At 65.5% G+C, this 415-nt stretch carries 1 protein-coding gene; it reads left to right on the forward strand.

What is annotated here, in order from left to right; translation table 11 throughout:
• Positions 1–32 precede the first annotated feature (32 nt).
• On the forward strand, positions 33–410 hold the full coding sequence (locus NE591_RS12785) for a hypothetical protein (RefSeq protein ID WP_256156804.1): 378 nt from the start codon (positions 33–35) through the stop codon (positions 408–410).
• Positions 411–415: the final 5 nt, after the last annotated feature.

Genomic DNA, 415 nt, shown 5'->3' on the forward strand with positions numbered 1-415 from the left:
GAATTGGCTGATGAGACCAATGAGGAGGGCGTATGACCCCCATCGATGCCACACCCACTTCCGTGCTGTTCGATTTGGCGAAGCGCCATTGCGGCGTGAGCCACAAGGAGCTGGCGGGCCTGCTGCTGTCGGGCCGCCCGCTCTCCGACGGGCGCAGCCCCCAGAGCCGCCTGGGAGATCGTACCTGGGTGTCGCGGTTCATCGTGCACGCGCCGGCTGGAACGCTCTCAGATAGCTACTTCTGCGACTACGCCGTCGGCGCGCTCCGGTTCGCGGCGCGCATGAAATCGCTCAGCAAGCGCGCGCTCACGGGTGAGGCCATTCTCGATATCGTCTGCGGAGAGGCCGGCCGGGCCATGGACGACGCCCTGAAGGCATGCGGCAGAGTCCCACGCTGTACCGCAACATGATGGAA

It is taken from the genome of Adlercreutzia sp. DFI.6.23, assembly GCF_024462535.1.
Classification (GTDB): Bacteria; Actinomycetota; Coriobacteriia; order Coriobacteriales; family Eggerthellaceae; genus Adlercreutzia; species Adlercreutzia rubneri.